The 23,175-nt window shown below is 37.9% G+C and carries 25 protein-coding genes and 1 pseudogene; 16 read left to right on the top strand and 10 right to left on the bottom strand.

From position 1 onward, the window contains the following. Positions 1 to 98: 98 nt before the first annotated feature. A pseudogene (locus HMPREF0014_RS15290) lies at positions 99 to 275 on the top strand (acyl-CoA dehydrogenase family protein); the annotation flags it as partial. Positions 276 to 325: 50 nt separating this feature from the next. On the opposite strand, the gene HMPREF0014_RS15285 reads toward HMPREF0014_RS15290, so the two are convergent. Beyond that, positions 326 to 949, bottom strand: coding sequence for a hypothetical protein (locus HMPREF0014_RS15285; protein ID WP_004886243.1), 624 nt, complete (start codon positions 947 to 949; stop codon positions 326 to 328). Between the two features lie 108 nt (positions 950 to 1,057). After that, positions 1,058 to 2,002 (bottom strand): alpha/beta hydrolase-fold protein, encoded by a 945-nt coding sequence (locus tag HMPREF0014_RS15280; protein WP_004886246.1) that lies wholly within the window; start codon positions 2,000 to 2,002, stop codon positions 1,058 to 1,060. Positions 2,003 to 2,187: 185 nt separating this feature from the next. On the opposite strand from HMPREF0014_RS15280, the gene pheA reads away from it, so the two are divergent. The 5 genes from pheA to HMPREF0014_RS15255 all read left to right on the top strand — a co-directional run bounded on the left by pheA (position 2,188) and on the right by HMPREF0014_RS15255 (position 9,436). Next, positions 2,188 to 3,297: a prephenate dehydratase gene (pheA, locus tag HMPREF0014_RS15275; RefSeq protein ID WP_002049199.1), complete on the top strand. Its 1,110-nt coding sequence runs from the start codon at positions 2,188 to 2,190 to the stop codon at positions 3,295 to 3,297. Positions 3,298 to 3,405: 108 nt separating this feature from the next. Continuing rightward, the gene (locus HMPREF0014_RS15270) at positions 3,406 to 5,652 is read left to right on the top strand and encodes a bifunctional prephenate dehydrogenase/3-phosphoshikimate 1-carboxyvinyltransferase (RefSeq protein WP_004886249.1); all 2,247 of its coding nucleotides are present in this window, start codon (positions 3,406 to 3,408) and stop codon (positions 5,650 to 5,652) included. 127 nt (positions 5,653 to 5,779) lie between these two features. Next, complete coding sequence (locus HMPREF0014_RS15265) at positions 5,780 to 6,163, top strand: hypothetical protein (protein ID WP_004886252.1); 384 nt, start codon at positions 5,780 to 5,782, stop codon at positions 6,161 to 6,163. A gap of 233 nt (positions 6,164 to 6,396) precedes the next feature. Then, positions 6,397 to 7,827 (top strand): formylglycine-generating enzyme family protein, encoded by a 1,431-nt coding sequence (locus HMPREF0014_RS15260; protein WP_004886254.1) that lies wholly within the window; start codon positions 6,397 to 6,399, stop codon positions 7,825 to 7,827. A 148-nt stretch (positions 7,828 to 7,975) separates the two neighbouring features. Beyond that, positions 7,976 to 9,436: an aminoacyl-histidine dipeptidase gene (locus tag HMPREF0014_RS15255; protein WP_006581093.1), complete on the top strand. Its 1,461-nt coding sequence runs from the start codon at positions 7,976 to 7,978 to the stop codon at positions 9,434 to 9,436. 94 nt (positions 9,437 to 9,530) lie between these two features. Here HMPREF0014_RS15255 and HMPREF0014_RS15250 read toward each other — a convergent pair whose 3' ends face one another. Together HMPREF0014_RS15250 and HMPREF0014_RS15245 are read right to left on the bottom strand one after the other, a co-directional pair. Then, a complete protein-coding gene (locus HMPREF0014_RS15250) occupies positions 9,531 to 10,487 on the bottom strand; it encodes a ribonuclease Z (protein ID WP_002049170.1) in 957 nt (318 codons plus the stop codon). 193 nt (positions 10,488 to 10,680) lie between these two features. Beyond that, positions 10,681 to 11,313, bottom strand: coding sequence for a hydrolase (locus HMPREF0014_RS15245; protein WP_016805219.1), 633 nt, complete (start codon positions 11,311 to 11,313; stop codon positions 10,681 to 10,683). Between the two features lie 125 nt (positions 11,314 to 11,438). Between HMPREF0014_RS15245 and yaaA the strand changes: the two genes are divergently transcribed. Beyond that, positions 11,439 to 12,218 (top strand): peroxide stress protein YaaA, encoded by a 780-nt coding sequence (yaaA, locus tag HMPREF0014_RS15240; protein ID WP_004886263.1) that lies wholly within the window; start codon positions 11,439 to 11,441, stop codon positions 12,216 to 12,218. Positions 12,219 to 12,435: 217 nt separating this feature from the next. Here the strand turns inward: yaaA and HMPREF0014_RS15235 are convergent, their stop codons facing one another. The 5 genes from HMPREF0014_RS15235 to HMPREF0014_RS15215 form a co-directional block, all read right to left on the bottom strand. Further along, on the bottom strand, positions 12,436 to 13,221 hold the full coding sequence (locus HMPREF0014_RS15235) for a thiazole synthase (RefSeq protein WP_001154366.1): 786 nt from the start codon (positions 13,219 to 13,221) through the stop codon (positions 12,436 to 12,438). A 13-nt stretch (positions 13,222 to 13,234) separates the two neighbouring features. Then, positions 13,235 to 13,432, bottom strand: a complete 198-nt coding sequence (gene thiS / locus HMPREF0014_RS15230) for a sulfur carrier protein ThiS (protein WP_001167820.1) — start codon at positions 13,430 to 13,432, stop codon at positions 13,235 to 13,237. Positions 13,433 to 13,445: 13 nt separating this feature from the next. Next, positions 13,446 to 13,811, bottom strand: coding sequence for a DUF423 domain-containing protein (locus tag HMPREF0014_RS15225; protein WP_002049118.1), 366 nt, complete (start codon positions 13,809 to 13,811; stop codon positions 13,446 to 13,448). A gap of 109 nt (positions 13,812 to 13,920) precedes the next feature. Next, positions 13,921 to 14,787 (bottom strand): RNA polymerase sigma factor RpoH, encoded by an 867-nt coding sequence (gene rpoH, locus HMPREF0014_RS15220; RefSeq protein WP_002049311.1) that lies wholly within the window; start codon positions 14,785 to 14,787, stop codon positions 13,921 to 13,923. A gap of 133 nt (positions 14,788 to 14,920) precedes the next feature. After that, positions 14,921 to 15,166: a sulfurtransferase TusA family protein gene (locus tag HMPREF0014_RS15215; protein ID WP_004886267.1), complete on the bottom strand. Its 246-nt coding sequence runs from the start codon at positions 15,164 to 15,166 to the stop codon at positions 14,921 to 14,923. 374 nt (positions 15,167 to 15,540) lie between these two features. Here HMPREF0014_RS15215 and HMPREF0014_RS15210 point away from each other — a divergent pair, with 374 nt between their 5' ends. Both HMPREF0014_RS15210 and rhlB read left to right on the top strand, forming a co-directional pair. Continuing rightward, entirely contained in the window at positions 15,541 to 15,753 is a 213-nt protein-coding gene (locus HMPREF0014_RS15210; RefSeq protein WP_000126912.1) for a cold-shock protein, read from the top strand. Between the two features lie 109 nt (positions 15,754 to 15,862). Next, complete coding sequence (rhlB, locus tag HMPREF0014_RS15205) at positions 15,863 to 17,014, top strand: ATP-dependent RNA helicase RhlB (RefSeq protein WP_004886271.1); 1,152 nt, start codon at positions 15,863 to 15,865, stop codon at positions 17,012 to 17,014. Between the two features lie 39 nt (positions 17,015 to 17,053). Here the strand turns inward: rhlB and HMPREF0014_RS15200 are convergent, their stop codons facing one another. After that, positions 17,054 to 17,434, bottom strand: coding sequence for a hypothetical protein (locus HMPREF0014_RS15200; RefSeq protein WP_002049100.1), 381 nt, complete (start codon positions 17,432 to 17,434; stop codon positions 17,054 to 17,056). Positions 17,435 to 17,637: 203 nt separating this feature from the next. Between HMPREF0014_RS15200 and HMPREF0014_RS15195 the strand changes: the two genes are divergently transcribed. The 7 genes from HMPREF0014_RS15195 to HMPREF0014_RS15165 all read left to right on the top strand — a co-directional run bounded on the left by HMPREF0014_RS15195 (position 17,638) and on the right by HMPREF0014_RS15165 (position 23,161). Continuing rightward, positions 17,638 to 18,213, top strand: coding sequence for a nitroreductase (locus HMPREF0014_RS15195; RefSeq protein WP_004886275.1), 576 nt, complete (start codon positions 17,638 to 17,640; stop codon positions 18,211 to 18,213). A 34-nt stretch (positions 18,214 to 18,247) separates the two neighbouring features. After that, a complete protein-coding gene (locus HMPREF0014_RS15190; protein WP_002049214.1) occupies positions 18,248 to 19,321 on the top strand; it encodes an NAD(P)H-dependent glycerol-3-phosphate dehydrogenase in 1,074 nt (357 codons plus the stop codon). A 55-nt stretch (positions 19,322 to 19,376) separates the two neighbouring features. Beyond that, positions 19,377 to 19,832: a phosphoglycerate mutase family protein gene (locus HMPREF0014_RS15185; protein WP_002049122.1), complete on the top strand. Its 456-nt coding sequence runs from the start codon at positions 19,377 to 19,379 to the stop codon at positions 19,830 to 19,832. 22 nt (positions 19,833 to 19,854) lie between these two features. Next, positions 19,855 to 20,994: a type II secretion system protein GspL gene (gene gspL, locus HMPREF0014_RS15180; protein WP_004886277.1), complete on the top strand. Its 1,140-nt coding sequence runs from the start codon at positions 19,855 to 19,857 to the stop codon at positions 20,992 to 20,994. After that, on the top strand, positions 20,994 to 21,473 hold the full coding sequence (gene gspM / locus HMPREF0014_RS15175; protein ID WP_004707877.1) for a type II secretion system protein GspM: 480 nt from the start codon (positions 20,994 to 20,996) through the stop codon (positions 21,471 to 21,473). The genes gspL and gspM overlap by 1 nt, the downstream gene beginning before the upstream one ends. Positions 21,474 to 21,562: 89 nt before the next feature. Then, positions 21,563 to 22,567, top strand: a complete 1,005-nt coding sequence (locus tag HMPREF0014_RS15170; RefSeq protein WP_004707879.1) for a quinone-dependent dihydroorotate dehydrogenase — start codon at positions 21,563 to 21,565, stop codon at positions 22,565 to 22,567. Between the two features lie 6 nt (positions 22,568 to 22,573). Further along, the gene (locus tag HMPREF0014_RS15165) at positions 22,574 to 23,161 is read left to right on the top strand and encodes a CvpA family protein (RefSeq protein ID WP_002049156.1); all 588 of its coding nucleotides are present in this window, start codon (positions 22,574 to 22,576) and stop codon (positions 23,159 to 23,161) included. The last annotated feature ends 14 nt before the right edge of the window (positions 23,162 to 23,175 follow it).

The following is a 23,175-nucleotide window of genomic DNA, read 5'->3' as shown; positions in this document are numbered from 1 at the left end:
CCAATTGGTTGTACGATAGATTTTAGGTGTAGGCTTCTTCATCTGGAAATTATATTACTGAAGAAGCCTTCAAGAATAGCTTTGTGCAACAAAGCCGTACAGATATGCAAATGAAAGTAGCTGACAACTTGCTGCAACTTTTTGGTGGTTATGGTTATATGACTGAATATCCAATTTCACGTTTCTTTGTAGATGCTCGTATTCAGCGTATTTACGGTGGTACAAATGAAATTATGAAAGAAATCGTAGCGCGTGGCTTAATTGGTAAAGCCTAATTAAATAGTTTTAAAAAAAGCCTACCTTTGAGTAGGCTTTTTTATATTAACTATTTGTTAGTTCGATAAATGACAGGAAAGTCTTGTTGCTTGGGTAACTTGTGTAAGGCCTGATTGATCTTTATTAAAAATGCATCTGCTTCATCTTGACGAAAAGAGTCTTCGGTATATTTGCTACGTTTTTGATTGATGCCACAACCCGTTATTTCCATATTTTCAGGATTAAATGACCAGTCATTTGGATTCTTTAAGTTAATGTCTAAATCACTTTCACAGCTTTTCCATAAATGTAAAAACTCATTTGATAATTCTGTTTTAAATCCTCGTGCTGGATAGACCGAGAAGCCTTTCATTTCGGGATTAGAAAATTGTATAAAAATATCTACTGGCATACCTCCCCAAATGATTGCTGTATTTTCTGGTAATGCAATGCCTGATAAATTTTTTTCTTTTAAAGCATGTGTTTGCTCAAATTTCTGTCTGAAATTTTGCGATTGATAGGTCAGCTTGGTTTGAGGTGGGATTGGAATACCACGAATTTGATTACTGACAGTCGTCATATAGTACGGAGAATTATCAGTACCATTGCAACCTGCAATTATTGGACAACCGCCGCAAGCCGTTAAACTAAAAGTTGTAAAACCCAATAGGCTTAAAACAATAATTTTATTCATTCTATTTTACTGTTGTTATGACATATTGGGTCAGTATAACCAATCCATGCATTAAGAGGGCTATCTTTAAGAACAACGAAATAATCAGCTTTAAATGTAATTATGTTTTTACTTGGCTGGCTGATGTAATGGTCCATCAAATAAAGATTTACAGCTTTCTAAATTTTGACAAGAAGCAAACATAAGTGCTTTAGGTAAGCTCGCATATAAATTTGTAATGTGTTGTTCGGCAGGGTTATAAAAATGCCAATAACTAAATTCGTTTGAACGTTTATTTTCTAAAGCTTTAAAAAAGTCTGCTTCATTAAGCGTATTATTCAGTTGAGTAAGAGGGCCACCTTGTTCATGTGTACCGACTGTGGTCATGAGTAAAGGGAAATGATTTGGTTTTTGACTTTGCCAATGTTCTAACTGTTGAAATAACATGCCTTGATCAAACCACAAAGAAGGACTTGCAGCGAAGTAACGCTGAAATGCATTTGGCTTTTGAAAAAAATGATAAAGTACAAACAAGCCTCCAAAAGAGTGCCCATAGAGGCTTTGTTGCTGGCTGTTAACTGGAAACTGATTTGCAATTTCAGGTTTGAGTTCGTTATTTAAAAAGGCAATGAACTGATCAGCACCACCATATTTATATTTACCGTGTGCTTGAAATTGGGCAGAAGGTTCTGGTGTGTAATCATAAGCACGCTTTTGCACATCAAAGTTTTTTTGATGTGGATAACCAACAGCTACAATCATGAGCGGATCTAAACCTAATTTAGTCGAACCTGCTCCAATTGACTGAGCAATATTGGCAGCACTAGGGAAAGTTGCATTTCCATCTAATATATAAAGTACAGGGTAACCATGTTGGGGCGGGGCCACAGGCGGTTTATAAATTTGAATTAGATATTCATGACCTGTATTTTTAGATTTGATTTGAAATTGTGCCTGATTATTTTGAAAAACGATTTTTGATTGATCTTTTATTGAAGGTTGAGCCAAAACAGGCATACTTATTAAAGTGCCCAAGAGAAAACTACAAGATAAAAAGAAAAATGGTTTAAGCATAATAAAGTTAAGAAAATGTTATAAGTAAAATAATAAATGAAAATCATTATCAAATAAAGTAATCTTATTGACAGGTTTGAGAGTGATTAACGAAAAAAGCCGGTACACCGATATTGCCTAACAAATCAAAGCCGACTATTGTTATACTCTCGTTTAAAAGATGATTTTTCTGAGGCTGCATTCCAATGATCAACGATGATCAAAACAAAACGACTTCTCTTAGTTTAGAACAAATTCGCGAAGATATTGATAGCGTAGATCAACAGATTCAAGAGTTATTAAATCGCCGCGCAAGCCTTGCTGAAGCTGTTGCTAAAGCTAAATTTGCTTCCGAAGAGAATCCTTTGTTTTATCGTCCTGAACGTGAAGCACAAGTATTACGCAAAGTTATGGAACGCAATCAGGGACCTTTATCTGATGTAACCATGGCGCGTCTGTTCCGTGAAATTATGTCTGCTTGCCTTGCTTTAGAAGCTCCGCAAAGCATTGCATTCTTAGGACCTGAAGGTACTTTTACGCAATCTGCTGTGCTTAAACATTTTGGTAAAGATGCAGTTGTACGTCCATTACCAACTATTGATGAAGTGTTCCGTGAAGTAGAAGCGGGTAGTGCACATTATGGTGTAGTTCCAGTTGAAAACTCATCTGAAGGTATTGTGAACCACACACTAGATTGCTTTAAAACATCGAATTTAAATGTGATTGGTGAAGTTGAATTGCGTATTCATCATCAATTCCTAGTTTCTGAAAATACGCGTAAAGACAGCATTAAACAGATTTATGCGCACCAACAAACTTTGGCGCAATGCCGTCAATGGTTAGACGCGCATTATCCAGGTGTTGAACGTGTTGCCTTAAACTCAAATGCAGAAGCTGCACGCCGTATTCGCAACGAATGGCACTCAGCAGCAATTGCATCTGATATTGCAGCAGGTATGTATAATCTTGAAATCTTGCATAGCAATATTGAAGATAATCCGGAAAATACCACTCGTTTCTTAGTGATTGGCCGTGAAAAAATTCCACAAAGTGGCAATGACAAAACATCGTTATTAATTTCAGCACATGATCGTGCAGGTGCTTTATTAGAAATTTTAGCGCCGTTTGCAAAACATAATATTAGCTTAACGAGTATTGAGACCCGTCCAGCATTACCTGAAAAATGGGCATATGTATTCTTTATCGATTTAGAAGGTCATATTGATCAAGAAAACGTTGCTGCTGCAATCAATGATATCCGTCCAATGGTAAAAGAGCTTCGTATTTTAGGTTCTTATCCTGCTGCTGTTCTTTAATTACTTACGTTGGAATAATGACATATATCCAAAGGAATATGTCATTAAGCTTAAAAAACAAATTGCTCAAAGATTTAAATAACTTTGAGCAAAAGCAAAGTTGAAGTTATGTCACAACCCCTATTTAAAAAAGTTGCATTTATTGGTTTAGGACTCATTGGGTCGAGTTTGGCTCGCGTTATTGTTGCAGAAAAGTTGGCGACAACTATTGTGGCATCTACACGCTCACAGAAAACTTTAGAAGATGCAAAATTACTTGGTTTAATACAAGAAGGATTTTCCGATCCTGTAGAGGCCGTGAGAGGGGCGGATTTAATTGTTTTAGCCTTACCTGTACGTGCTACACAAAAAGTGCTTGAGCAAATTAAACCTTATTTGTCAGAAACCACAATTTTGACCGATGTGGGAAGTACAAAAGGTAATGTGGTTGATGCAGCAAAAGCTGTATTTGGTGAAGATTTACCAACGGGTTTTGTACCCGGGCATCCTATTGCAGGTAGTGAACACACGGGTGTTCATGCAGGTAAAGTCGATCTCTTTGCAAATCATAAAGTGATTTTAACGCCGTTACCAACAAGTGCAGAATGGGCTGTTGAGAAACTAATTCAACTTTGGTCAGCTGCTAAAGCTGAAGTGATATGTATGGATGTTGCTAAACATGATGAGGTTTTGGCACATACGAGCCATTTACCGCATTTAATGGCATTTAATCTAGTCGAGCAACTTGCAAACCGTGAAGATAACTTGGATATTTTCCGTTATGCGGCTGGTGGCTTCCGTGACTTTTCACGAATTGCAGCAAGTGATCCTCAAATGTGGCATGACATTTTCTTTGCCAATAAAACCGCTATCTTAAATGCTGTAGATGGCTTCGAAAAGCAACTTACCGTACTTAGAAAATTGATTGAAAACGAAGATTCTCATGCATTAATGGGTTTACTCGGCCATGCTCAGGCAGCACGTCAACATTTCAATCATATGTTAGCCAAAAAACCTTTAATGGAGAAAAATAAGGTGACACAGCAATTCAGTATCTTACCGGGAAATAAGACTTTTAAAGGTAAATTTACCGTACCGGGTGACAAATCTGTGTCACATCGCTCCATTATGTTTGGTGCTATTGCAGAAGGCACTACGCATGTAACTGGCTTCCTTGAAGGTGAAGATGCTTTAGCAACTTTACAAGCTTTTCGTGATATGGGTGTAAGCATTGAAGGCCCTAAAAATGGTGAAGTGATCATTCATGGCGTGGGTATGTATGGCTTAAAAGCACCAGCAAGTGCATTGTATATGGGTAACTCTGGAACAAGCATGCGTTTGCTTTCAGGTATGCTTTCTGCCCAAAAGTTTGATTCTGTTATGACAGGTGATGCGTCACTTTCTAAACGTCCAATGGAGCGTATTGCTAAACCCTTACGTTTAATGGGTGCGCAAATTCAAACAACAGGCGAGAAAGGTACACCACCTGTAAGTATTACTGGTGGTCAGCAATTAAAAGGTATTCAATACGATTTACCTATGGCATCTGCTCAAGTGAAGTCTGGTATTTTACTTGCTGGTTTATGGGCTGAAGGTGAAACTTCGGTAACTGAGCCGGAACCAACACGTGATCATACAGAGCGTATGCTTCGTGCATTTGGCTATGATGTTAAAACTGAAGGTAATAAAATCTCACTCGTTGGTGGTGGAAAATTAGTAGGTACTAATATTCAAGTACCATCTGATATTTCATCTGCTGCTTTCTTTATGGTGGGTGCTGCAATTACTGAGGGTGCAGACGTTGTACTTGAAGCGGTAGGCATTAACCCAACACGTACAGGTGTAATTGAAATTTTAAAACAGATGGGTGCTGACCTGACTGTTGAAAATGAACGTATTGCTGGTGGCGAACCTATTGCTGATATTCATATTAAAGGTTCGCGTACCCTTAAAGGTATTCATATGCCTGAAGATCAAGTACCTTTGGCAATTGATGAATTCCCAGCATTATTTATTGCAGCGGCTTGTGCTGAAGGGCAAACAGTACTCACAGGTGCGGCAGAGCTTCGTGTGAAAGAATCTGACCGTATTCAAGTTATGGCAGATGGTTTAAAAATCATGGGTATTGACTGCACACCAACTGAAGATGGCATCATTATCGAAGGAAAAGGCAAATCTGGCGATTGGTCACCAATCTTTGCTGGCGGTGAAATCGAATCGCACCATGACCATCGTATTGCTATGAGTTTTAGTATGGCAGGTCTTCGTACTTCTGGTCCGATTACAATTCATGGTACTGAAACTGTTGCTACAAGTTTCCCAACATTTACTGAGTTGGCGAATCGTGCAGGTTTAACGATTGAAGTTAGCCAATAACTTTTGACCTCATACATTTTATAATTGCTAACACAATAGCAACGGCAGCAGCGAGCTAAAGGCTTGGCTGCTGTTTGTTTATTGCTTATGCTAAGTGCAGATAATGATAATAGTGTTAGGACAAAGGATGAAAAAATTACAATTTATTGCCAGTTGCCCAGAACATGGGGTGCTTGATCATCCACCAAATGAATGCCATATCACTCAAGAATATGTAGCGGCCTTATTATTTAAACAATTGGGACATTATGGTTTCGATGCACAGCATATTGTACATGAGCATGAAAAAGTAGAAGTGAGTATTGATAATCATCTTTTGCCGTTGTCTATTACTTGCCAGAAAACGGACCACGATGGGCATTTAATGTGTGAAATCTTTGCCAATCCAGATGAAGAACAAGACTGGTTTGAGAAAATCGAAACACAAAGCATTATTCGTCAGCTTGCGCAGGCTGTTGAAAATAGTTTGAAAGCCGATCAGAGTTTCTCCGAATTTGTTTGGAAGTCTTGACCAATTAAGCATATTTTGTGAAGAGAGGGTGAACATATTTGTTCACCCTTTTGATTTATTAATATTGATAAGAATTTTTTATTTTTGTAGTGACATTATTTAATAAAAATTAACAAACAAAAAAATAATATTGTTTGAATTTTGATCTAAATTTCTATTAATTTAAAAATGCTATTTAACAAACAACTAATCAATTTCCTCTTTTTATTTATATTATTTTACAGAGAATTAACATGAATATAATTTCCAGTAATTATTCAAAAGGCTTTGGTATATTGATTATCTCCTTATTATCAGCTTGTAATAATGATGATAAAGATACAACCATAAATTCGAAGAATCAGAAGTTGCTAGAAGAAACTATTACTTCCTTGGAAAATCTTAAACAAACTTTGGTATGGCAAGAAAATCAATGTGATAGTGTCTATTCTAAAGTTATCGGTGAGGCGACAGTAGCTCAAAAATCAACGGCAGAACTAAGAGCCAATATCGCGAGTTCAAATAATTTAGGAGTTTTTCTTGATAATCAAATTATTCCGAAACTAGCTCAGCTTACTGATGAGTCGACTGTATTAAGAGCGAGATGTAATGCTCCAGACTATGATGGAACAGGCGTAAGTATTGAACGACCTGCTATGCTTAGAGAAATGTTAAGTGAGTGGAAAGGAACAATTAATTTATTAATTCGTCAAATAAATAACCCTCCTAATATGAATCCTGAAATTAAATTAGCTTCATTAACCAATATCAATGTTAATCAATTAACGGCAGCAAAATCTAAATTTAAAGATTGTTCAGATAGTTTTTGTCCAGAAATGACGGTTATTCCAGCTGGTAGTTTTTTAATGGGCGGAAATATAAATGAGCAAGAGCAACAAAATGTACCGGCTCAATCTCGGCCATATGAATTACCTCAAAATTTAGTACAAGTTGAAAAACCATTCGCAATGTCAACTTATGAAACAACAATTGCTGAGTTTCAGGCTTTCCAAAAGGAAACTGGCTGGGAGGTCGAGGGGTGCCGTAATTGGGAAACGCGAAATGGTGTTTTCAATATGTGGTATCGAGATGATTTAAATCCAAATAATTCGGGTATGAATCAGACACCTCAGGATCCTGTTGTATGTGTACGCCGTGAAGATGGAAGAGCATTCGCGAAATGGTTATCTAAAAAAACGGGCCAGACTTACCGTTTACCAACAGAGGTTGAGTGGGAGTATGCGGCTCGTGCTGGAACGACAACAGCCTATTATTGGGGGGATGACCTTAATCTTGACCAAGCTTGTAAATATGCAAATGTATTAGATCCAACAACAGTTGGAGCACTACCACAAACTAATGGTTGGAGTTTATTTAATTGCACAGATGGTTATCCTTTTACTTCACCAGTAGGGAAGTTTTTACCAAACAATTTCGGTTTATATGATATGAGTGCCAATGCCCGAGAATGGGTCGATGATTGCTGGCATGCAAATTATGAAAATGCTCCTAGTGTAAATCGTCGTTGGGGTGAGGAAAATAATGGGCAGTGTAACTTCCCAGTTTTACGTGGGGGAGCATGGATATATAACACTTATAACGTACGAACTGCCTATCGTAATGCTTATGTAACTTCACAAGCCCGTTCAATCATGTGGGGTTTCCGTTTGGTTCGTGAAATTTAACTTTGATTTTTATATCTAATCTATTCTACATTTAGAGTCATTTTTAATTTATCAGCGTCGATTTTAATAAAGGCTAAAACTGCGCTGATAAATTCTTATCTTTGAATAAACCTAAGTTTATTAAGAATATTTTTGAGAGTATAAATATATGGTGCCATTTGATTTTTCAAACTTATCTCCTCAAATTGTTTGGCAGCATTTTCAAACACTTTGTACGATTCCGCGTCCCTCAAAGCATGAACAACAGCTTCGTGAGTATCTAAAAAACTGGGCCGAAAGTCGGAATTTAGAAACTTACGTAGATGAAGTTGGTAATTTAATTATCCGAAAGGATGCAACTACGGGTAAAGAACATGTATCTGGCGTTATTCTTCAAGGCCACTTAGATATGGTCACACAAGCTAACACTGGCACGGTACATGATTTCTTTAAAGACCCGATTTGTCCAGTCCTCGAAGATGGCTGGTTAATTGCCAAAGACACTACTTTAGGTGCTGATAATGGCATAGGGGTGGCTTTGGCTTTAGCTGTTTTAGATTCAAATGATATTGCTCATGGACCAATAGAAGTTCTTTTAACAGTCGATGAAGAAGCAGGTATGAGCGGTGCTCGACTTTTAGAAGCCGGTATATTAAAAGGAAAATGGTTATTTAATATTGATACAGAAGAATGGGGTGAGTTGTATCTAGGGTGTGCTGGTAGTATTGATATTGAGGTAGAGCAACCGCTTAGCTATGAACCAATTTCTAAAGATTTAAATATTGTGAATATTCAGGTGGCTCGTCTTAAAGGCGGACACTCTGGCATAGATATCCATTTAGGACGCGGCAATGCAAATGTTATTTTGGCTCGTTTTTTAAATCAATATTTAGGCTCACTTGGTGGGCATCTTGTTGAGTTTACAGGTGGTACGGCCCGTAATGCTTTACCGAGAGAAGCTGTAGCGACTATTGCAATTTCATCTAACCAATTGCCTGAATTAGAAAAATTACTCGATGAATATCAAACAGCATGGAAAAAACAGCTACAAGGTGTTGATGACAATCTGCAATTAACAATTCAGCCTAATAGTGCTGAAGTGACTGAAGTGATTGCTCAACAACAGCAAAACGAGTGGTTACAAGCTTTAGCAACAAGTCCTTATGGCGTTGCAAGTATGAGTCAAGCTCTCCCAGATGTGGTTGAAACTTCAAATAACATTGGAGTGGTGAGACTAAATAGAGAAGGCGGAAAAGCTGTTTTAATGGTTCGCTCAATGGTGAACCAAGAAGCTCAAGATTTTGCAGAAAAAATTCAGGCGCATTTTCGTCAATTTAATATCGCCTCTATACTCACACCATTAGTTTCAGGTTGGACACCAAATCCTGACTCGGCGGCTTTAAAGTGTTTGCAACAAGCCTATCAAAATGCATTTAATATTGAGCCAAATCTTAAAGTGATTCATGCAGGCTTGGAGTGTGGAATTATTGCCGAGCATTATCCACATTTACAGATGGTTTCGTTTGGGCCTGATATTCAAGGTGCACATGCACCAGGCGAACGAGTAAAAGTAGATACTGTAGAGAAATGCTGGAAGCTACTGGTAACCGCTTTGGCATCTGTAGAGTAATTTTTTAAGAAATAAGAAGCTCAGTTATGAGCTTCTTAAACTTTTACATGGAAATGATGTGTAGTTAATTCGATCTCTCAATAAATATAATTTTTTACTCGATTTTTAAAAGTTGTCCTGTTTCATTTAAAGTAAATTCATCAAAATCATTTGCTAAATAAAAATGACCTTTATAAAACTGGCGAACTTCTTCGGAAATAGCTTGCTGGCCAGATTTATCCTGATGTCTAGGACTAAAATGCGTCAGAATTAAATTACCCAAAGATTGCTGTTCTGCAAATTCAGCCACCATTTTTGCTGAGCTATGCATTGGACCTTTGCCGATTTTATCTAAAACCGTTTGCAAGTATGTTGATTCGTGAATAAGGAGTTGGGCATCTTTGCAAGCGTCGGCTAATAGTTCTGGTTGGTCATTATCACCACCTATAATTGCATGAACTTGTTGATTTTGAATTTTGATAAAGTCTTGAGCTTTTAAAGTTTGTCCCTCAAATTCAATATTGTAGCCACGTTTTAAATGGCCCCACATATCGCCTTGAGGCACGCCTAGCTGTGTGAGAGCTTGGATATCTAACTTCTTCTGAATAGATTTGATATAAATACTAAAAGCAAAACTTGGAACACGATGGCTTAGAGGATGTGCTTGAACAATAAATTCATCAGTGATCTGTTGTGGCTGTATTGCATCATTCACATCAATAAATTGCAGTGAATAGGGTAAGTGTAAGTCTGTGAGTTGGGCCGTGATCTCAAACCATTGCTGAATTTCTTTCGGAGCAATCACGATTAAGGGTTTGCTACGAGCATTCATTCCCGCACTTGCCAATAAACCAACTAGACCATAACAATGATCGCCGTGAACATGTGTAATACAAATGGCAACTAGGTTTTGCAAGGAAAGTTTAGCTTGTTGAATGCGGTGCTGTGTACCTTCGCCGGCATCAACTAAAATCCAGTCCTTATTTTTGCTGTTACGAACCGCTAATCCTGAAACATTACGGGAAAGTGTGGGTACACCTGATGATGTGCCTAAAAAGGTAAAATGAAGCATATTCTTGGAATTTTTTAATCAAATGCGTAATTTATATTATAGACACTTATTAGAATTTTATAAAAATTATAGTAAATGATAGCGACCGAGTAAAAAATATTTGGCACGTTCTGGGTTAAGTTGGAATAATTTTCAATAAGGACATACTTGAAAATGATGGGCATACTCTCAAGTTATGCCCATCAAATACACTTTATTTCATGATAATAAAGCGTGTAATGATTTGACGAAGCTGTTTTAAATAACCTGTAAAGAAGTGGTTAGCGCCCGGTAAAATCGTAATTGGATGCTTCTGCGGTTTTGCCCATGCAATTGCATCTGAAAGTAAAGTAATATCATCTTGCTCACCATGAATGAGTAGAATATCACCTTGAATTTCAGGGGTTTTATAGTGACGTAATCCCACAACAGTAGCTGTTGGTAAACCACACAAAATTAATTGTACAGGCTGTAATTCAGGGCTAAGCTGCGCATGACATTTTGCCAAAACATGTGAGCCGAAGCTAAAACCGCCTGCATAGAATGGTAAGCCTTCATGAAGCTTACGAACGTGTTCAATCACAGCTAAAATATCTTCGGTTTCGCCATGGCCTTCATCATGAACACCTTCACTGCCACCTAAACCACGGAAACTAGGACGGTAAACAATACAACCATATTCATTAAAGATTTGGGTTAAAAGAGCAGGGACTTTATGTTGAGGAGTTCCACCTTGCAATGGGTGCGGATGGCAAACAACCGCAAAGCCTTTGATTTCACCTTCAGGGCGGTCTACAAAAAGTTCAATTTTACCTACTGGACCCTGAATGAAAATTTGCTCAGACATATAAGAATCGATAAATAACAATACGTATTCCTATTTTACCGATAGTCGTCATTGAAAACACGAGTTAGCATTAAAAAATATCTACTGTTATAGTTGGTATTAAGAATAATTTTTTCAGGTTGTCTATGCTTGCTTTAATTTCTCCTGCAAAAACTTTAGATTATGAAACAGCGTTACCTACAGATGTGTTTACTCAGCCTCGCTTATTAGAAAACTCAGCACAATTAATTGATGTTTGCCGCAAACTTTCCGCTTCGGAAATTGCGAGTTTAATGAATGTCAGTGAAAAAATTGCTGCATTGAATGCTGATCGTTTTAGAGACTGGACTCCCGAATTTAATTTCTCAAATGCTCGCCAAGCTATTTATGCGTTTAAAGGGGATGTCTACACGGGTTTAGATGCTTATCATTTAAAAGACAAAGATATTGATTTTGCACAGCAGCATTTGCGTATGCTCTCTGGTTTATATGGTTTATTGCGTCCCTTAGATTTAATGATGCCTTATCGTCTTGAGATGGGCACTAAATTAAAAAATACGCGTGGTCATAATTTGTATGAATTTTGGGGTGATATCATCACTAACCAAATTAATGAAGACTTGGCAGCAATTAAATCTGAATTGCTGGTAAATCTAGCTTCGGATGAATATTACAAGTCTGTCAATGAAAAGAAAATTAAGGCTGATATTGTGAAGCCTGTTTTCCTTGACCAGAAAAATGGCAAATATAAAGTCATTAGTTTCTATGCGAAAAAAGCACGCGGTTTAATGGCTCGTTTTATTGTTGAAAACCAATTAAATAAAGCTGAAGATATCAAAGCGTTTAATACTGAGGGTTACTACTTTGATGCTGATAACTCATCTGCAAAAGAGTTGGTATTTAAGCGCGATGAGCAAGTGGCTTAATTAAATTAATAATTTTACGTGATATGCGACCTTTGGTCTCATGTTTAATTTATTAAGCTCTATATTGGCTATGCTTTACTTTTGAAAGGTCAAAAGTAACAAAAACCTTTGTTGAACAGAGGGCACATCCATGTGGCCCCTGTTCAACAGTGGCATCCATGCCACTTGGCACGATAGCTTTTGTTATCGTGCTTTAAAATTTAGGCAAAATTAATGATTACTTAAAGAAATAACCAGTCTCAGGTGAACTAGCATTTGCCATGCGTTTACGTGGCATACGTCCAGCTAAAAATGCTTCACGTCCAGCTTCAACAGCTTTCTTCATTGCAGAAGCCATTAAAATAGGATTTTGCGCAGCTGCAATGGCAGTATTCATCAGCACGCCATCACAACCAAGTTCCATCGCAATAGCTGCATCACTTGCTGTACCAACACCTGCATCTACTAAAACTGGTACTTTCGCATTTTCTTTAATAATTGAAATGGTGTGCGGGTTTAAAATACCTAAACCTGAACCAATCAAACTACCTAAAGGCATAATTGCAACACAACCCATACTTTCAAGTTCTTGCGCAATGATTGGGTCATCCGAGGTGTAGACCATAATCTCAAAACCGTCATCAATTAAAGTGCGAGCAGCTTTTAAGGTCTCGGTTACATTTGGATATAAGGTTTTTTCATCACCCAACACTTCAAGCTTTACTAGGTTATGACCATCGAGTAATTCACGGGCTAACATGCATGTGCGTACTGCGCTGTCAGCATCAAAACAACCTGCGGTATTTGGCAAAATTGTATATTTTTCTGGTGGGATGACTGAAAGTAAATTCGGTTGATCTGGATTTTGTCCAATATTCACGCGGCGGATTGCGACAGTTACGATTTCAGCACCACTGGCTTGAATAGCTAAATCCGTTTCATTTAAGTCTTTATATTTGCCAGTTCCTACCAATAAACGAGATTGAAAAGAACGTGAACCAATAATGAGAGGGGTGTCTTGCATGGATAACTCCGACTTAGCCGCCGCCAACAGCGTGAATAATTTCGATACGGTCATGTTGAGCAATCGTAATTTGCTCTAATTTGCTTTTAGGTACGATTTGCTGATTGTGTTCAACAGCAAAACGTTTTCCTTCAAGTGCCAACTCCTGAATGAGTTGCAAAAGGTTTTGGCTAGGCGTGTCCGTTAATTCGCCATTTAAATAAATTTGCATGATCACATTCCGATTATTTTGCGTATTTGAAAGCATTCCAAGCCAAAACTAGCCATCCAGCAATCATTAAGGCTCCACCGATTGGCGTAATTGCACCTAATATGCGTGGTAAACCTAATGCCATGATATAAAGCGAACCACAAAAGAACAGAATGCCAATCTGAATAAGCAAGAAAGATAACTTGATTGGGAAATGGGGAAGAACCTTACTTAGAATACCAAGGGCTAATAGCCCAAGTGCATGATAAAAAAAGTAGTCGGTTGCAGTCTGCCACCAAGCAATTTGTTCAGGGCTCGCGTGAGCTTTAAGACCATGTGCTCCAAAAGCACCCAACATGACTGCAAAAGCAAGATTAAGGGCTGAAATGGCAATCCACATAACAAAAAACGCAACTGAATAATGAAAGGCAACGTTACCATAGAATAGGTTGGCTAAACATAGCCAGATAAAACAAAAGGGCTGACCGCCCTCTTATTTTTTATTTACTTTAGCTTGCTGACATAGCGACTTTAATTTTTTCCATCGCATTTTTTTCAAGCTGACGAATACGTTCTGCTGATACATTATATTCAGCAGCAAGCTCATGTAGGGTAGATTTATCGTCATCTAACCAACGGCGCTGCAAAATATTACGCGAACGATCATCTAACTGGTCCATTGCATCATGTAAAGCAGATGTACTTTGCTCTTCCCAGTCTTCATTTTCAACTAAACGAGCAGGGTCGTAACGGTTATCTTCAAGATACAACGCAGGTGCTGTATGTGGAGTATCGTCGTCATCATCGCCTTGCGCTTCAAAAGCAGCATCATAAGCAGTTAAACGACCTTCCATTTCCAAAACTTGTTCTGGAGTTACATTTAAGTCGTTAGCAATAGATTGGGCTTCTTCGAGTGTTAATTTTTTACTCGATTTTTTCAAACTACGTAAGTTGAAGAAAAGTTTACGTTGAGCTTTAGTTGTTGCAATTTTTACAATACGCCAGTTACGAATAACGTATTCATGAATCTCTGCCTTAATCCAGTGGACGGCAAAAGATACGAGACGTACGCCCATGTTTGGGTCAAAACGTTTTACGGCTTTCATTAAGCCTAAGTTACCTTCTTGAATAAGGTCGCCTTGAGGGAGGCCATAACCTGCATAGCTGCGCGCAATATGAACGACAAAACGTAAATGCGACATTACCAGCATTTTTGCGGCATCAAGATCTTGGTCATAATAATAACGTTCAGCAAGTTCTTTTTCTTGCTCGGCCGTTAAAATAGGAATCTGATTGACAGTACTGATATATGCACCAAGGTTTACACCGGGCGCAGACAATGACAGGGGCATCAATTGATTGCTGCTGTCACTCATGAGTTCTCCTTATAGGATAGGATGGATTAACCAATAAATTCATCTTAATTTGAATTGGCTTCATAATTAAGGAAAATTGGGTAGAAAAATGTAAAATTTTATGCAGTTTCTAATCTTAGATTTTAACAAAGAATCATTGAGTTTCAATTAAATAGTGAAATTCTCTTTCTGAAATCTGCATGGTTTGACACATAAAATGATGTAAAGTGCAGTAACGCGTTACATCAATTTCACTATGCGGGTCAGATGATTTCAATAAAAATAGCTGCTTTCCTGATACTTTCTTAAGTTCACGTTTTAACATTAATAAAGGCATTGGACATGGTTGACCAAGGGCATTAATTTCAATAGGTGCTACAGCAGAAGAAGTAGTGCTCATTCATTTTAAAAACAACTAAAAAAAATATTTTAACAAATTTTTTTACGAACTCTAGGTGTTTTATAAAAATTAAGAGCTAAAGGAATACATAAAAATTATTGTAATAAGCTGTTTAAAAAAAGAGCTAAAAATAGGGGAAATATTTGAAAAAAATTCTATTAATTGTCATAAACCCGTGTTAAGCTCGAACCGTTTTAGGAATTACCACACAGTTAAATTGTTTTAATAACCTATAACAAATGGATGTAACCGGAAATTGTTGATAGTTTTACAGAATGATTACAAGCTTTAAGATTATAAAAATTTTAAAACCTTGTTTGCTCTGCTGTTTGCAACACCGGAAGGTCCTTTTTTCATCATCTGAGGATTGACTTATGACAGCTCGTGAACAAGGCGTAGTAAAGTGGTTTAATGACACTAAAGGCTTTGGTTTTATTCAACGTAACGGCGGCGACGATGTATTCGTTCACTTCCGTGCAATCGTAGGTGACGGTCACCGTTCTCTACGTGACGGTCAACGTGTAGAATTTAGCGTTGTACAAGGTCAAAAAGGTTTTCAAGCTGAAAACGTTCAGCCTTTAGACTAAGACTAATTCATCTTTTTGATGAATCATGGACGCTCCAATTTTTGAATTGGGGCGTTTTTGTTTATAATGATCTTCTCATTCGAGAGATTGTTTGTTAGAGCGCGTATTTATGACATCTGGTTTTGAAACCTTGAATTTACATCCGCAACTTAAAAAGGCGATTGATGCTTTAGGGTTTACTCAAATGACCCCAATTCAGCAAAAGGTTTTAAAATATACATTAGCCGGGCACGATGCAATTGGGCGAGCACAGACAGGAACAGGTAAGACAGCTGCCTTTCTGATTAGTGTAATTAATGATTTACTCAATAATCCGGTTAAAGAACAACGTTTCCGTGGCGAACCTCGTGCTTTAATCTTGGCACCTACTCGTGAGTTGGCCTTGCAAATTGAAAGCGATGCAAAGTTTCTCACAAAATTCTCTAATTTACATTTAGTGACCCTATTGGGTGGTGTTGATTTTGATAAGCAGAAGAAACAACTTGATGCTAATTTTGTCGATATCATGGTTGCTACACCAGGACGGTTAATCGATTTTGTAGAACAAAAAGAAGTCTGGCTCGATCAAATTGAATTTTTGGTAATTGATGAAGCTGACCGTTTATTAGATATGGGCTTTATTCCTTCGGTAAAACGTATTGTTCGTTATTCACCACGTAAGGAACAACGTCAAACCCTGATGTTCTCGGCGACTTTTAGTTACGACGTCTTAAATTTAGCAAGACAGTGGTTGTTTGAGCCTGTAACAGTTGAAATTGAGCCTGAACAAAAGACCAATAACGATGTAGAACAACGTGTTTATGTTGTAGCTAAACAAGATAAATATCGTCTTTTACAAGATATTTTACGTGAAGAACCAATTGATAAAGTCATGATCTTTGCCAACCGCCGTGATCAAGTGCGCCGTCTTTATGACCATTTGAAAAAAGATGGATATAAAGTAGGAATGCTATCTGGTGAGATTGCTCAAGATAAACGTTTGAAAATGCTAGAGCAGTTTAAGCAAGGGAAGCATAACATCATGATTGCAACGGATGTTGCAGGTCGTGGTATTCATGTAGATGGCGTATCGCATGTTATCAACTTCACTTTACCTGAGCAGTCTGATGACTATGTTCACCGTATTGGGCGTACAGGTCGTGCAGGTGCACAAGGAGTAAGTATTAGTTTCTTGTCTGAAGATGATGCTTTCTATTTACCAGAAATTGAAAAAGCAATTGGTAAAAAACTACCACTTACCCGATTAGACGGGTATTGCTAATAAAAAAAATCCCAATCAATTGATTGGGATTTTTTTCAATTAATTAATTTTACAATAGAATGTAAGCGTTGTTTGATAGTCGTCATCTTTTGCTAAAGACGCATTTTTACCAGTTAAAGTACCAATAACACCTGCAGCGGCTTCTACCATTTGACCCGTCTTTTCACTTACTACATCTTTTAATACACCATGATAAGTGGTTTTTTCATCAACAATAACAGGAGTTGTATTCTTAGAGCACGTTTTCTGAGCGGCAGTAACTGCATTATTCTTTGCAATTAAATTAGTTTTGCCGATACCAGTCACTTCAAACTGATTATTTTCTTTTTGAATTGCTAAAGTATTTTTAGGAGTGGTAGCACAAGCACCAAGTAATAGAACAACGCCGCTCATTGCGCTCGCTAAAATTATTTTTTTCATGATTCACCTAAGTTAATCGCTAAAAGACATAGCTATTTGAACATAAGTTTTCTATTTGATTTTGAATACGTTGTATGAGTTTTGAAGTTTTGTATTAAAAAATGTCAAACTATAAGTTCACTAAGTTTATAGGCTAGATTCCATGGTGGATTAACGGTAGATTATGCTAATCTATTTCGAATTTTTGAGTTAGATCAATATTAATGACGGATTCAGCAATACAAATAATTCACCAAAATATTCATCAGCGTCAGTCTATTGGCCAATTAATTGAGCCAGCTCCAAACTCAGATCAATTAGAGTTGGCTTTTCAGGCTGCTTTAACTGCTCCAGATCATCATAGGCTTAAGCCAACACGCTTTGTCGTTATTTCTGGTGAACAACGTGCTGCTTTTGGTGAGGTTCTAGCAAAAGCATTGGTAGATTTAGGAGAATCTGACCCCGCTCAGCTGGAACGTGTTAAGCAACATCCTTTTCGCGCTCCGCTACTGATTTTAGCTCTTACACAGTTACAAGATCATCCAAAAGTGCCACATTTTGAGCAAATCTTAAGTACTGGTGCGGCAGTACAAAATCTTTTGTTGTCTTTGCAAGCTCAGGGGTTTTCAACTATGTGGCGTAGTGGTGCTGTTGTTGAATCAACTTGGTTAAAACAGCATTTAGGTCTGCAACCGCATGATTTAATTTCAGGTATTATTTACGTTGGCACAGCAGCTAAAGCAATTGCACCGCGTGCAGATATTGAAAGTAAAGAATTCGTAAAAGTTTGGCAGGCTTAAGCGTCTGTAAAAGTAAGAAATAGGATAATAAAGCATGGCTGAATTTAAGTTTACAGATTTGGTGGAACCTGTTGCGGTCGATAAAAAAACGGCACTACGTATTACCGTTTTAGGGGGCGGTAGCTTTGGTACAGCCATGGCGAATTTAGCTGCTCGTAATGGCTGCGATACCATGATCTGGATTCGTGATGCTGAAACAGCAGAAGAAATTAATAAAACCCATATTAATAAACGTTATTTACCAGACTTTACTTTAGAATCTTCACTACGTGCTGTGTCTGATCTTGAGCAAGCGGTATGTGACCGAGATATTATTTTAGTTGCAATTCCTAGCCATTCTTTCCGCGATGTCTTAAAACAAATTGCTCCTTATATTACTGCACAAGCGGTTGTTTCCTTAACCAAAGGTGTTGAAGCTAAAACATTTAGTTTTATGAGCGATATTATTCGTGAAGAACTACCAGAAGTTCCCTATGGTGTATTGTCAGGTCCAAACCTTGCCAAAGAAATTATGGCAGGTATGCCATCTGGTACAGTGATTGCTAGTGATTCTGAACTCGTCCGTTATGCCGTGCAGCATGCGCTTCATAGTGCGTTATTCCGTGTTTTTGGTAGCGATGATGTGCATGGAGTTGAGTTGGGCGGTGCACTTAAGAATATTTATGCAGTCGCGATGGGAATTGGGGCTGCATATAAAATTGGTGAAAATACCAAAAGTATGATTTTAACGCGTGCTTTGGCTGAAATGAGTCGTTTCGCGGTAAAGCAGGGCGCAAACCCGCTTACATTTTTAGGTTTGTCTGGTGTGGGTGATTTATTTGCGACATGTAATAGTCCATTGAGCCGTAATTATCAAATCGGATATGCGCTAGGTTCTGGCAAGACACTTGATCAAGCAAGTAAAGAATTGGGGCAAACTGCTGAAGGTATTAATACAATTGTCCAAGTGCGTGGTAAAGCACAAGAACTAGATGTATATATGCCAATTACCAATGCTTTATATGAAGTCATTTTTGAAGGTGCTCCACCATTAAATATTGCACTTTCTCTTATGAAAAATGGTCATCGTAGTGATGTGGAGTTTGTTTTACCTCATCATGAAGTCTGACGAATAAATGTCATAAATTGTGGTTATAATGCAGAATTATTAACAAGGAAATTTTATGCAACTGACATTAGTTCGTCATGGGGAAGCTGCTCCGCCAGTTAATGGTAATGATATTAAACGTCCCCTTACTGCGCGTGGACATGCACAGGCTGAGCAAACAGCAACATTTTTAAAAGACATTGTAAAACCGGATATTTTTGTTGTTAGTCCTTTGTTGCGTGCTCAGGAAACATTGGCGCATATCCAGACTTATTTTAAAGATGTGCCAGTGCTTTTATGCGACAAAATTAAGCCAGATGATGATGCAAAAGAAGCAGTTGAATGGTTGTCTCAAATTCCTTATGAGTCGATTGTAGTGGTTTGCCATATGAATGTAATAGGTCATATTGCAGAGTTACTTACTCATGAAAATTTCAATCCATTTGCGCTTGCTGAAGCTAGAATTTATGATCAAGCTGTTATTGCGAATGGTTTATCAACACAAAAAAATAGTTTTATACCCACAATATAATTAAAAAGGTTATTTCGCCAACATGCTGTATATATGGATGCCTGAAACCAATGGAATATGGCATTGGTCTAACGGAGAGAGCTGGTTGCAGGCTGCGAGTCTCGATCAATTAATACAAGACTTGCAAATACATCAGGGAAAAGAAGCTACGGTTTTTTTTCCGAGTCGTCATGCACAAATGCTTCAGCAAACTATGGCGAAGTCCCACTATAAACAACTGGGGGCTGATGGGGTTAAATATCTACTAGAAGAGTTTGTGACTTTACCGATTGATCATATGAAAGTGGTTCACCATTTTCATGCCGATCAGTTAACTGTCTTGGGTGTCGCTCAAGGGATGGTCGAGACATGGCAACATTCTTTGGCTTTGTTGCCAACCAAACTTGTTTCCTTGCTACCAGATTTTCTAATATTGCCAGAGCCGCAAACCGAGCAAGTTATTCTGTGTAATATTAATCACCAACTTTTGGTGCGTGAAAATAAATGGTTGGGTAATTCAATTGATGATTTGGGGCTTTTTTTAGAATTTCAGTCAGCTGAAAAACATTATCAATATAGTGGTTTAACATCAGGGCAACTGGAAAGTTTAGAGGCCGCTTCAAGTGCAGAACAACGTTCTGAGTTCGTTTATCAATTTCAGCTATTAGATAAAACTAAGCAGCATCCTTTCAATGTTTTACCAAAATCAAAAGGCCAGGAGCGTACTTTTTCTGGTTATTGGAAGGCATGTGCTGCCGTTATTTTAGCAATTATTGTAGTGCAGTTTAGCTATGATTTATTGCGTTGGGTCAAATTGAAAAAAGTAGCAAATCTAACTGCTGACCAGACAATTGAACAATATAAATACTGGTTTGGACCATCTAGTCGTGTGACTGAACAAAATATAAAAGGTCAATTTGAAAGTCATTTAAGAATGAGTCAGCAAGGTGATACACAAGCACTTTCTTTGTTAAGCCGTGTTGGACCTATTTTAATGCAAAGACAGATTTTGGCTCAGCAACTTAATTATGATGCTTCAATTTTAACGATGGCATTAAAAGCAAAATCGGCAGATGATTTACAAGCTTTGACACAACAATTAAATCAGCAAGGATTTAAAGCTGAGCTAGGTAATGTCCAAGCAAATGGTGGTGGGGCAATTGGGGTGGTGAAAATACAATAATGAAAATGTTAGCTCAATTGCAGAATCGTTTTGATCAGTGGATTGAAAAAGTTGTTCAATACCTAGATCGTTTAACTGTCCGTGAACGCGTTATGGTGGTCTTTACTACAATTTTTGTGGTAGTGGCTATTGTTGGGTCTTCACTTTGGAAAATGCATTCCTTGGCAGAACAACAGCAAAAACGCTTAAATGATTTAAAAGATCTGATGGTGTGGATGCAAAGTAATGCAGTTACTATGAAGCCTGCAAATGAGCTTGAACTTGATAAGTCTGGAAAAATACAAAGGGTGGCTCAACAGCAAGGTTTAACTGTGACTTCTCAGCAAAATGGAGAGCAGTTACAAATTGTTGTAACGCATCAGAATTATGCAATTTTAGCTAACTTTTTAACACAACTTGCACAGATGGGTCTTAGTATTCAAAAGATGGAAATGGTTTCAAGCGAAGGTCAGATTAAATTAACAGCGACAGTTCAATAACATATCAAAATATGCTTATGTCAAGCATGGTGTTTTGTGCTGCCTGTGCCTATAATATGCGTACCTAAAATCAGTAGACTGTGATTGGTATGTTATATTCACTTGCTCGCCCGATGTTGTTTAGTTTAGCACCAGAGCGTGCCCATGAATTAACATTATCCATGCTTGATAAAGCGCATAAGCTAGGCATGATGCGTCAGGCCGTAGAAGCGAAACCTACTACATGTATGGGAATCGAGTTTCCTAATCCGGTAGGTTTGGCAGCAGGTCTAGATAAAAATGGTGCTCATATTGATGCATTAGCTGGATTAGGTTTCGGTTTCATTGAAATTGGTACAATTACACCTCGCCCGCAATCGGGTAATCCAAAACCACGTTTATTTCGTATTCCTGAAGCTAAAGCCATTATTAACCGTATGGGTTTTAATAATGATGGTGTTGATAAACTTATTGAAAATGTTAAAGCATCAAAGTTTAGAGGCATTTTAGGAATCAATATTGGTAAAAATGCCGATACGCCTGTAGAAAAAGCAGTTGATGATTACTTAATTTGTCTTGAGAAAGTTTATAATTACGCTTCATATATTACTGTCAATATTTCATCACCGAATACTAAAAACTTACGTAGTTTACAAAGTGGTGATGCGTTAACTGAATTACTGCAAACCTTAAAAGCGCGTCAACTTGAGTTGGCTGAGCAATATAACCATTATGTTCCTCTAGTACTTAAAGTTGCTCCGGATTTAACAGCTGAAGATGTTGAGTTTATCTCTGCTCAATTATTAGATTTTAAAATTGATGGTCTTATTGTGACCAATACCACTTTGTCGAGAGAAGGGGTGGAAAACCTGCCTTACGGTAATGAGTCAGGCGGTTTGTCAGGCGCACCTGTATTTGAAAAAAGTACAGAGTGTTTACGTTTATTTGCTCAATCATTGAAAGGACAAATTCCTTTAATCGGTGTGGGTGGTATTTTGTCTGGTGAGCAAGCTTTAGCGAAACAACAAGCTGGAGCAACACTTGTTCAAATTTATAGTGGTCTAATCTACACAGGACCAACGCTTGTAAAGCAATGTGTTGAAGCTATGACCTAATTGAACATGAACACTATTGATATCATCATTCTAATACTTTTGCTCATTGGGGGGCTAAACGGTTTGCGACAAGGATTTATAAAAGCCTTTGCGAACTTGGTAGGATGGATTTTTGCATTAATTATGGGTGCAAAATATGCTGTTCTTCTAGCTCCGTCAATGTCGGGTTTAAGCCAGGATCCGGTGGTTCAAAAGATTGCAGCTTTTGCATTTATTGCACTCATTATTATTGTTTTAACTTGGATCGTCACCGCATTTTTAAATGGCCTCTTGAAAAGTTTAAAATTGGGGCCATTAAATCGTTTAGCAGGTGGTGCTTTTGGTTCGTTGAAGGGTTTATTGGTTGTTCTTATTACTATGCAAGGTGTTGGTCCTTGGGTAGAAAGTTCACCTCATTGGAAGCAATCCAAATTTATCCAGTTTTTATTGCCTTACGCACCTTTAGCCACGGAGCTTTCTAAAGGGGCAGCAAGTGAGGCTTTTCATCAGATAACATCTGGAGGCGGTGTATCTCGCACTTCTCCAAAACCAATGGACGAGTCGGAAGAACCAGAAATCCGGCCCGACCATTCAACAAAGAATCCTTTTTATTAATTCCTAGCTTGTCT

The organism is Acinetobacter sp. RUH 2624 (genome assembly GCF_000162375.2).
GTDB lineage: Bacteria > Pseudomonadota > Gammaproteobacteria > Pseudomonadales > Moraxellaceae > Acinetobacter > Acinetobacter nosocomialis.
The sequence above is the reverse complement of the archived record's forward strand: the minus strand, read 5'-3'. Positions and strand labels throughout refer to the sequence as shown.